Origin of the sequence: Saccharothrix hoggarensis, assembly GCF_042678885.1 — a bacterium.
Classification (GTDB): domain Bacteria; phylum Actinomycetota; class Actinomycetes; order Mycobacteriales; family Pseudonocardiaceae; genus Actinosynnema; species Actinosynnema hoggarensis.
In genome coordinates this window covers 1-8,983 of the sequence record NZ_JBHTLK010000263.1, presented here as the reverse complement: position 1 = coordinate 8,983, position 8,983 = coordinate 1, and the positions used below count along the sequence as shown (strand labels likewise).

At 73.7% G+C, this 8,983-nt stretch carries 11 protein-coding genes; 6 read left to right on the top strand and 5 right to left on the bottom strand.

The window, feature by feature from the left end:
• The 4 genes from rfaE2 to ACFQ3T_RS31450 all read left to right on the top strand — a co-directional run.
• Positions 1 to 615: D-glycero-beta-D-manno-heptose 1-phosphate adenylyltransferase (gene rfaE2, locus ACFQ3T_RS31465; protein ID WP_380728893.1), on the top strand; the 615-nt coding region annotated here is incomplete at its 5' end.
• The gene (locus tag ACFQ3T_RS31460; RefSeq protein WP_380728891.1) at positions 615 to 1,298 is read left to right on the top strand and encodes an SDR family oxidoreductase; all 684 of its coding nucleotides are present in this window, start codon (positions 615 to 617) and stop codon (positions 1,296 to 1,298) included. The genes rfaE2 and ACFQ3T_RS31460, both read left to right, overlap by 1 nt.
• The gene (locus ACFQ3T_RS31455; RefSeq protein ID WP_380728889.1) at positions 1,289 to 2,476 is read left to right on the top strand and encodes a cytochrome P450; all 1,188 of its coding nucleotides are present in this window, start codon (positions 1,289 to 1,291) and stop codon (positions 2,474 to 2,476) included. Before ACFQ3T_RS31460 ends, ACFQ3T_RS31455 begins: the two co-directional genes overlap by 10 nt.
• A gap of 7 nt (positions 2,477 to 2,483) precedes the next feature.
• The gene (locus tag ACFQ3T_RS31450) at positions 2,484 to 2,993 is read left to right on the top strand and encodes a DUF6328 family protein (protein WP_380728887.1); all 510 of its coding nucleotides are present in this window, start codon (positions 2,484 to 2,486) and stop codon (positions 2,991 to 2,993) included.
• A gap of 124 nt (positions 2,994 to 3,117) precedes the next feature.
• Here ACFQ3T_RS31450 and ACFQ3T_RS31445 read toward each other — a convergent pair whose 3' ends face one another.
• The 3 genes from ACFQ3T_RS31445 to ACFQ3T_RS31435 form a co-directional block, all read right to left on the bottom strand.
• A complete protein-coding gene (locus ACFQ3T_RS31445) occupies positions 3,118 to 3,792 on the bottom strand; it encodes a DUF6766 family protein (protein WP_380728884.1) in 675 nt (224 codons plus the stop codon).
• A gap of 82 nt (positions 3,793 to 3,874) precedes the next feature.
• A complete protein-coding gene (locus tag ACFQ3T_RS31440; RefSeq protein WP_380728882.1) occupies positions 3,875 to 4,243 on the bottom strand; it encodes a hypothetical protein in 369 nt (122 codons plus the stop codon).
• Positions 4,244 to 4,260: 17 nt separating this feature from the next.
• Positions 4,261 to 5,433, bottom strand: coding sequence for a zinc-dependent alcohol dehydrogenase (locus ACFQ3T_RS31435; protein WP_380728880.1), 1,173 nt, complete (start codon positions 5,431 to 5,433; stop codon positions 4,261 to 4,263).
• Between the two features lie 80 nt (positions 5,434 to 5,513).
• Between ACFQ3T_RS31435 and ACFQ3T_RS31430 the strand changes: the two genes are divergently transcribed.
• Positions 5,514 to 6,335 carry an SDR family oxidoreductase gene (locus tag ACFQ3T_RS31430; protein WP_380728878.1) on the top strand — a complete coding sequence of 274 codons (822 nt, stop codon included), beginning with the start codon at positions 5,514 to 5,516 and terminating at the stop codon, positions 6,333 to 6,335.
• Positions 6,336 to 6,461: 126 nt separating this feature from the next.
• On the opposite strand, the gene ACFQ3T_RS31425 is transcribed toward ACFQ3T_RS31430, so the two are convergent.
• Positions 6,462 to 6,857 (bottom strand): ChaB family protein, encoded by a 396-nt coding sequence (locus ACFQ3T_RS31425; RefSeq protein ID WP_380728875.1) that lies wholly within the window; start codon positions 6,855 to 6,857, stop codon positions 6,462 to 6,464.
• Between the two features lie 70 nt (positions 6,858 to 6,927).
• Here ACFQ3T_RS31425 and ACFQ3T_RS31420 point away from each other — a divergent pair, with 70 nt between their 5' ends.
• On the top strand, positions 6,928 to 8,313 hold the full coding sequence (locus ACFQ3T_RS31420) for an aldehyde dehydrogenase family protein (RefSeq protein ID WP_380728894.1): 1,386 nt from the start codon (positions 6,928 to 6,930) through the stop codon (positions 8,311 to 8,313).
• Here the strand turns inward: ACFQ3T_RS31420 and ACFQ3T_RS31415 are convergent.
• Entirely contained in the window at positions 8,271 to 8,873 is a 603-nt protein-coding gene (locus tag ACFQ3T_RS31415; protein ID WP_380728873.1) for a response regulator transcription factor, read from the bottom strand. The two genes, ACFQ3T_RS31420 and ACFQ3T_RS31415, sit on opposite strands and share 43 nt — an antisense overlap.
• Positions 8,874 to 8,983 lie beyond the last annotated feature (110 nt).

Sequence of the window (8,983 nt, the reverse complement as noted above, 5' to 3'; positions counted from 1 at the left end):
GTGCCCGCGCCCCGCGTCCCCGTCGTGGACCCGTGCGGCGCGGGGGACCGGTTCGCGGTGACCGTCGCGGCCCGGCTCATGGGCGGCGCGGCGATGGACGACGCGGTGGCGGACGGGGTGACGTCGGCGGCGGAGTTCCTGCGCTGCGGCGGCGCGTCCGGGTTCCGGCCCGTCGACCAACTGTCCACTGTGGACGCCGTGCGGGCGCGCGGCGGCGTGGTCGTCGCCACCGGCGGGTGCTTCGACCTGCTGCACGCGGGCCACGTCCGCACCCTGCGCGCCGCCCGGTCGCTCGGCGACTGCCTGGTGGTGTGCCTGAACTCCGACTCGTCGGTGCGCCGGCTCAAGGGCCCGGACCGGCCGGTCACCAAGGAACAGGACCGGGTCGAGGTGCTGCGCGCGCTGGGCTGCGTGGACGACGTCGTGGTGTTCGACGACGACACGCCGGAACGCGTGCTGGCAGACCTGCGCCCGGACGTGTGGGTGAAGGGCGGCGACTACACCGTGGACTCGCTGCCGGAGGCGGACCTGGTGCGCGGCTGGGGAGGGCGCACCGTCGTCGTGCCCTACCACCGGGGACGTTCGACCACCGAGATGCTGTCGAGGAGGGGCTGATGCTGGACCAGGTGCTGGTGACGGGTGGCGCGTCCGGGCTGGGCGCGGCGGTGGTGCGCGCGGTGCACGAGCTGGGCGGGCGGCCGCTGGTGCTGGACAAGGCCGCGCCGTCGGCCGCCGAGGTGGCCGACTTCGAGTCGGTCGACCTGTCGGACACCAGGGCGGCGGAACGCGCCGTCAAGGCCATCGCCGAGCGCAACGGCGGCCTGCGGGCCGTGGTCACGGCGGCGGGCACGGACGCGTGCGGCCGGCTGGACCACGTGTCCGGCGCGGACTGGGACCGGGTGGTGATGGTGAACCTGCTCGGCACGGCCGCCGTGGTGCGGGCCGCGCTGCCGTTCCTGGAGGGCGGCGGCCGGGTGGTGACCATCGCGTCCACGCTCGGCGTCAAGGCGGTGAGCGACGCGACGGCGTACTGCGCCTCGAAGTTCGGCGTGGTCGGCTTCACCCGGGCGCTGGCGGCCGAGACCGCGGGCCGGGTCGGCGTGACGCTGGTGATCCCCGGCGGCATGCGCACGCACTTCTTCGACGACCGGGAGGAGCGGTACCGGCCGCCGGACGACAGCAAGCTCAACCCGCCCGAGCGCGTGGCCGACGCGATCGTGTTCGCGCTGCGCCAGCCCGAGGGCTGCGAGGTGCGCGAACTCGTCGTCGCGCACTCCGAGGAGGGGTCGTGGCCGTAGCCTCCCGGCTGGACACCGGTCGGGCGTTCGCCAAGGTGCTGCTGCCGACGCTGGCCAAGGGCGCGATCGTGCGCCGGCCGCCGGTGGAGGCGACGGCGGAGAAGCTGCAGCTGGACGAGGTGGCCGTGGCCGCGATGAGGCGGTTCCGGGACCGCTACGGGCCGGAACCGCTGCGGCTGAGGGTGACCGGGCGCAGCATCGCGCTGCTGCTCGACGCGGTGGACGTCTCCCGGCTGCTGGCCGAGTCGCCGTCGCCGTTCGCCCTGGCGACGCGGGAGAAGAAGGCCGCGCTGGAGCACTTCCAGCCGCACGGCGTGCTGATCTCGACGGGGGAGGCGCGCGAGCGGCGGCGTGCCCTCAACGACCGCGTGCTGCGGCCCGACAACATCGACGTGCCGGGGATCGTCGCCGACGAGGCCGATCTCCTGCTGCGGCACGTCCGCAGCACCGGGCGGCTCACCTGGGACGGGTTCGCGCAGTCCTGGTGGCGCGCGGCCCGGCGGATCGTGCTCGGCTCGACGGCGCGGGACGACGACGAGCTGACGGACGTGCTGAGGGCGTTGCGGAGCGACGCGAACTGGGCCTACCTGCACCGGCGGCGCGAGGCGTTGCGCCGCCGGTTCGACGAACGGCTCCTCGGCCACCTCGAACGCGGCGAGCCGGGCAGCCTGGCGGGCCTCGCCCCGGCCGACGAGCTCCGGGAACAGGCGCCGCACTGGCTGTTCGCGTTCGACTCGGCGGGCATCGCGACCATGCGGGCGCTGGCGATCGGCGGCGCCGGGCAGGCCGGGATCTGGGAGTCGGTGCGGCTGTGGCCGACCACGCCGGTGATCCTGCGCGAGAGCACCGAGCACACCCGGTGGCACGGCACGTGGCTGCCCGCGGGCACCACGTTCGTCGTGTTCGCGCCGTTCTTCCACCGGGACCGCGACCGGCTCGACTACGCCGACGAGTACACGCCGCACATCTGGCCCATGCCGCCCGACCCCGGCCTGGTGCCGTTCAGCGGCGGCCCCGGCGTGTGCCCCGGACGGGACCTCGTGCTGGTCGCGGCGAGCACCATGCTGGACGCGCTCCGCGATCACCTGGACGTGCCCACCCTGCGTGCGCCGCTCCCCGCCACGCTGAACCACTTCCGGCTGTCGTTCGTCACCCGGAAGGTTGACGACGGCCGGTGAGGGGTATGTGCTTCCCGTGAGTCAGGCCGAGGAATCACACCAGCGGAGGTTGGCCCGCAACCTCAACGAGTTGCTGCAGGAACTGCGCGTGGCGCAGGCGGGCGTCCAGATCCTGTTCGGGTTCCTGCTCTCGATCGCCTTCACCGGGCGTTACGCGAGCGCCGACACCTTCGTGCGCGCCACCCACCTGGTCACCATACTGTTCGCCGCGTGCTCGGTGGCGTTCATGACCGCGCCGGCGGCGTGGCACCGCATCCTGTTCCGCCGCGGCAGGCGCGAGGACGTCATCGAGGTGGCGAACCGGTACGCGATCCTGGGGCTCGGGTGCCTGGCGGTCGCCATGACCGGCACCATCCTGCTGCTCGGCGAGATCATCGTGGGCGGCTGGCTGGCCGTCGCGCTCGGCGCGTTCGCGGCCCTGCTGTTCGGCACGCTGTGGTTCCTGCTCCCGTGGCGGGAGCGCGGGCGCGGCTCGTTCACCGACGACGACGAGGACGCCGAGGACCGGCTGGAGTAGACCGCGAACAGACCGCGGACAGACCTCGACAGATTTGAAGCCGCCGTGCTCACGACGTCCTCCCCGTGAGCGCGGCGGCTTCTTCCTCGTTCAGCTCGGTCAGCCTTCCTCGTTCGGCCCTCGGTCAGCCCTGCTCGTCGGTCCGGTCGTGCGGCGTGCCGACGGGCTTCGACTCCGGCGACCCCCGCTGGCGCAGGTACACGCTCAACACCGCCATCGAGCCGATGGCCAGGAACTCCGACTGCCAGTTCTGCAGCGACCGGTTCCAGAAGTCCGCCGACACCACGTACTCCCACCACGTCACCGGGTCCTGGAAGTCGTTCAGCTGGTCGTTGTTGTACGCGCTGCGCCCCGCGATCGACTGCGTCAGCCAGGAACCCACGAACAGCCCCAGCATGACCAGCCCGAGCGAGTTCGAGAACAACGCCGTGCGCCAGCCGCCCGCCTTCGCCCACGGCGGCGACTCCGGCTTCAGGTGCTCGCCCAGCAGCTGCGCCTCGTCGGACTCCGCGCCGATCCGCGACGCCGGCTTCGACTCGGGCGACCCGCGCTGCATCAGCCACACCGTGGCGAAGATGAACAGGAAGAACTGGAGGTACTCGGACTGCCAGTTCTCCGCCACGTCCACCGCGAAGTCCGACGACGTGACGTACGCCCACCAGTCGATGGGGTCGCCGCCGTCGGCGAGCCGGCGCTGGTTCACGTCCGCGTTGCCCGCGAACGACTGCGCCACCAGCGTCGCCAGGAACAGCAGCCCGAACGCCAGGCCCAACCCGTTGTCGCGCAGGAACCTCTTCACAGGCCCACCAACCCGATGACGCTGAAGAACACCAGCAGGGCCGCCACTCCCAGCAGGTAGGCGTAGAACATGCCGCGCTGCGTCACGGCCCACCCACCTCGCACGTGTACGGCCGCTCGCCCTGCGGCGCGCACCCGGCGCCCGCGACGCGCCACCCCGACGTCAGCTCGCGCAGGAACAGCACGTCGTCCGCCGAGGTGCGCGCCTGCGCCGCGTCACCCCAGACCTCGACCGACTCCACCGCGCCGCCGGGCAGGTCGAGCGACGAGCACTCCGCGTCCTGGCGGGCCCGTTCGGTCAGCAGCCCGCACGCCCGTTCCGCGTCGCCCGCGGCGACCGCGGCGGTGAACTCCTCCGCCGCGCGCCTGGCCAGGTCCTCCGTGCCGGATCCACACCCGCTCGCCAACACCGCCGGCATCGCCGCGGCGAGCAACCACCGAAAGCGGATCATGGCTGGACGATAATCCGTCACGGGCGGAGCAGCACCTTGACGGCGTTGTCCTCCTTGCGCTGGAACACCTGGTACGCGTGCGGAGCCTCGTCGAGCGGCAGGTGGTGCGTGGCGAACGTGTCCACGCCGAGCGGGTCGTCGTCGGTGAGCAGCGGCAGGATCTCCGGCACCCAGTGCCACACGTTGGCCTGGCCCATGCGCAGCTGCACCTGCTTGTCGAACAACGTCAGCATCGGCAGCGGGTCCGCCATGCCGCCGTACACGCCGGAGACGGAGATCGTGCCGCCGCGCCGGACGATCTCGATCGCGAGGCGCAACGCGTGCAGCCGGTCCACGCCGGCCGTGGTCATGAACCGGGCCGCGATGGCGTCCGGCAGCAGACCCACCGCCTGGTGCGCCATCTTCGCCACCGGCGCGCCGTGCGCCTCCATGCCGACCGCGTCGATGACGGCCTCCGGCCCGCGTCCGCCGGTCAGCTCGCGGATGTGGTCGACCAGGTGGCTGTCCCGCACGTTCAGCACGGTCACGCCGTGCGCCCGCGCGCGGGCCATGCGGTCGGGCACGAGGTCGACGCCGATCACCGTCTCGACGCCGCGGTGCTGGGCGATCCGGGTCGCCATGTCACCGATCGGGCCGAGCCCGAGCACGACCAGGCTGTCCCGCGTGGCCGCGTACTCCACCGCCTGCCACGCGGTCGGCAGCACGTCCGACAGGAACACGAACCGGTCGTCCGCCGGGCCTTCCGGCACCTTGATGGGCAAGGTGTTGCCGAACGGCACCCGCAGGTACTCGGCCTGGCCGCCGGGCACCTGCCCGTACAGCTTGGTGTAGCCGAACAGCGCCGCGCCCGTCCGGTGCTCGCGCACCTGGGTCGTCTCGCACTGCGACTGGAGGCCGCGCGAGCACATGAAGCACGTGCCGCAGGAGATGTTGAACGGGATGACGACCCGGTCACCCGGCTTCACCTCGGTGACGTCCGCGCCGACCTCCTCGACGATGCCCATCGGCTCGTGGCCGAGGATGTCGCCCTCGTCGATGAACGGCCCCATCACCTCGTAGAGGTGCAGGTCGGAGCCGCACAGACCGGTGGACGTGACGCGGACGACGATGTCGGTCGGGTCCTTCAGGACGGGGTCCGGCACGGTGTCCACGCGCACGTCCCGCTTCCCGTGCCAGGTGACGGCTTTCATGGAAAAAGCTCCTTCCGACTGGTGCTCGGAGCGTTCCCGGGGCGGCGTGTGGCAAACCCGGCGCCGGGTACCCGCCGGCCATGAGCGCACCCCTACCCCAGGACCGGTCCGGCGCGCCGACGCGCGCGGTGGTGACCGGGTCCGACTCCGGTATCGGCAAGGCGATCGCGGTGGCCCTCGCGGGCGGCGGCGTGGACGTCGGCATCACGTACCACCGGGACGCCGACGGCGCCGAGGACACCGCGCGGCAGGTCCGCGAGCACGGCGCGCGGGCCGCCGTGCGGCGGCTGGACCTGACCGACCTGCCCGGCGCGGCGGACGTGGTGGACGAGCTGGCCGCCGAGCTGGGCGGCGTCGACGTGCTGGTGAACTGCGCCGGCACGGGCACCGCGCAGAAGGCGCTGGACATGGACTTCGACACGTGGCGCGGTGTGCTGTCGGTCGACCTCGACGGCGCGTTCCTGTGCTCGCAGCGCGCCGCCAGGCACATGATCGAGGCCGGCCGGGGCGGTCGGATCATCAACATCACGTCGGTGCACGAGCACCTGCCGCGCGTCGGCGCCGCGCCCTACTGCGCGGCCAAGGCGGGCCTGGGCGCGTTGACGAAGGTGCTGGCGCTGGAGCTGGCCGAGCACGCCATCACGGTCAACTCGGTGGCGCCCGGCGAGATCTCCACCCCGATGACGGGCCAGGAGGACGTGGACCCGCGCTCGGAGGCGCGGCCGGGCGTGCCGCTGGGCCGGCCGGGCCACGCCGCCGAGGTGGCCTCGGTGGTGGCGTTCCTGGCCACCCCGGCGGCTGGGTACGTGACGGGCGCGTCGTTCGTGGTGGACGGCGGCATGACGTTGATGGGGCCGCAGGCGAGCCCGCTGCTCACCGACCGGCAGTGGCTCGACGTGTGACGGCACCGACCGCTCCGAGCGTGGCGGCTGCGAGCGCCACGGCTGCGAGCGTCGCGGCTGGGAGCGTCACGGCTGCGAGCGTCGCGGCCTTGTGCGTCGCGGCACTCGCGGCCGAGTGCTGACGGCTCAGGAGCGGGCCTTGGCGGTCTTGCGGTTGTTGGCCTTCTGCAGCGCCTCGACCAGCTGCTCCTTGGTCATGCTCGACCGGCCCGGCACGTCGAGCTTCTTGGCCAGCTCGTAGAGGTGCTGCTTGCTGGCGTTGGCGTCGACGCCGCCCGCGGTCCTGCCCCGCTTGGGCGTGCTGCGGGCGGCCTGCTCGTCCGACGGGCCCTTCTCCTCCTTGGGCTCCCAGTGGTCGCCGACCTTCTCGAACGAGTGCTTCAGGGCGGCGTACGCGGTGCGGTGCGACCGCTGGCCCTCGCCGTAGGTCTCCACCGCCGAGTCGTGCGCCTTGATCCACGTCCGCTGGGCCTTCTTGGACGAGCGGGCGATCGTGCTGGGCAGCTCCTGGGCTCCGGGCATGGCTCTCCTCCTCGGGGCGTCGCCTCGGGTTTCACCTCGGCCGCTCGGGTACCCGGTGGCCATGACGGACATGCGTGTCGACGCACTCGACGTCCACAGCCCGGTAGACGGTCGGCTGATCGGCTGGCTCCCCACCGCCACGGACGAGGACGTGGCCGGCTCGGTGCTCACCGCGCGCGAGGCGCAGCCCGGCTGGGCGGCCACGCCCGCGGCCGAACGGGGCGCCGCGCTGAAGGCCGCCGCGACCGCGATCCGGACCCACGCGGTGGACCTGGCGAACGTCGTCCAGGAGGAGACCGGCCGCCCGTTCGCGTCCGCGCGGGACGGTGTGCTGGCCGGTGTGTCCACGTTGGAGCAGTACGCCGAGCTGGGCCCGGTCCACCGCGGCCGGTCGCTGCTCGGCGCGCACGACGCGACGGACCTCATGGTGCCGGAGCCGCGGGGCGTGGTCGTGGCGCTGACGCCGTGGAACGACCCGGTGGCCGTGGCGTGCGGGCTGCTCGGCGCGGCCCTGGTGACCGGCAACACCGTGGTGCACAAGCCGAGCGAGCGGTGCCCGCACACCGGCGTGCTCCTGGCCCAGCTCATGGTCGACCACTTCCCGCCCGGCGTGCTCCAGAGCCTCACCGGCGACGGCGCGGTCGGCGCGGCGCTGGCCTCGTCACCGCACGTCGACGTCGTCGCGCACGTCGGCGGCACGGCGACCGGCCGGTCCATCGCCGCCGCGTGCGCCGCGACCGGCGCGAAGGCGCTGCTGGAGAACGGCGGCAACGACCCGCTGCTGGTCGACGCGGACGTCGACCCGGTGTGGGCGGCCGGTCAGGCGGCGCTGGGCGCGTTCACCAACGCGGGCCAGCTGTGCACGTCCGTGGAGCGGATCTTCGTGCACCAGGCCGTGGCGGAGGAGTTCCTGACCGCGCTGTGCGACGAGGCCCGCCGCTGGAACGAGTCGCCGCAACCGCTGGTGGACGTCCGGCTGCGGGAGCACGTGCACGCGCACGTCGCCGAGGCCGTCGCGGACGGCGCGCGACCGCTCGTCGGCGGCGAGGTGCCGGAGCGGGACGGGGCGTACTACCCGGCGACCGTGCTGAGCCGCTGCACGCCCGACATGCGGGTGATGCGGGAGGAGACGTTCGGCCCCGTCGCGCCGGTGCGGGTGGTGGCGTCGTTCGAGGACGGCCTGGCGGAGGCGTGCGTGGACGAGCACGGCCTGGCCGCGACCGTGCTGACGGCGTCGATGGCGCACGCGCAGCAGGCGTGGCGGGCGCTGCCCGTGGGCACGGTGAAGGTCAACGCGGTGTTCGGCGGGGCTCCCGGCGGCGCCGCCCAGCCGCGCCGGGCGTCCGGCACCGGGTTCGGCTACGGGCCGGAGCTGCTGGACGAGATGACGACGGTGAAGGTCGTGCACCTCGGTCAGATCCAGCCCTCGTCCCAGGCCAGCCGCGCGGCCTCGTAGCGGGTGCTCACGCCGAGCTTGGTCATCGCCGACGACAGGTAGTTGCGCACGGTGCCGGCGGCGAGGTGCGCCTCGGCGGCGATCGTCGCCACCGTGCCGCCGCGCAGCGCGTGCCGCAGGACGTCCAGCTCGCGCGCGGTCAGCGGACACGCTCCCTCGGTGAGCGCGGCGGCGGCGATCTCGGAGTCCACGTACCGCCGGCCCGCGTGCACGTCGCGCAGGATCGACGCGAGCTGGGCGGCCGGGGTCGTCTTCGGCACGAACCCGCGCACGCCCGCGCTCAACGCCCGCCGCAGCGCGCCCGGCAGCGCGTGCCGGGTCACGACGACCACCGCGACCCCGTCCAGCTCCCGCACCGCCTCGGCGGCGAGCACCCCGTCGCGCCGGGGCATCTCCAGGTCGAACACCGCGATGTCGGGCCGGTGCGCCCGCACCGCCGCCACCGCCGCGTCGCCGTCGCTGGCCTGCGCGACGACCGAGATGTCGTCCTCCAGCTCCAGCAGCGCCGCCAACGCGCCCCGGATGAGGTCCTCGTCGTCGGCCAGCACGACCCGGATCACCGGCCCACCCCGGCACGTCCCACGAGCTCGAACCCGTCGCCGCCCGCCGGACCGGCCTCGACCCGCCCGCCGACGGTGGCGAAGCGCTCGCGCAGCCCGGCCAGCCCCGC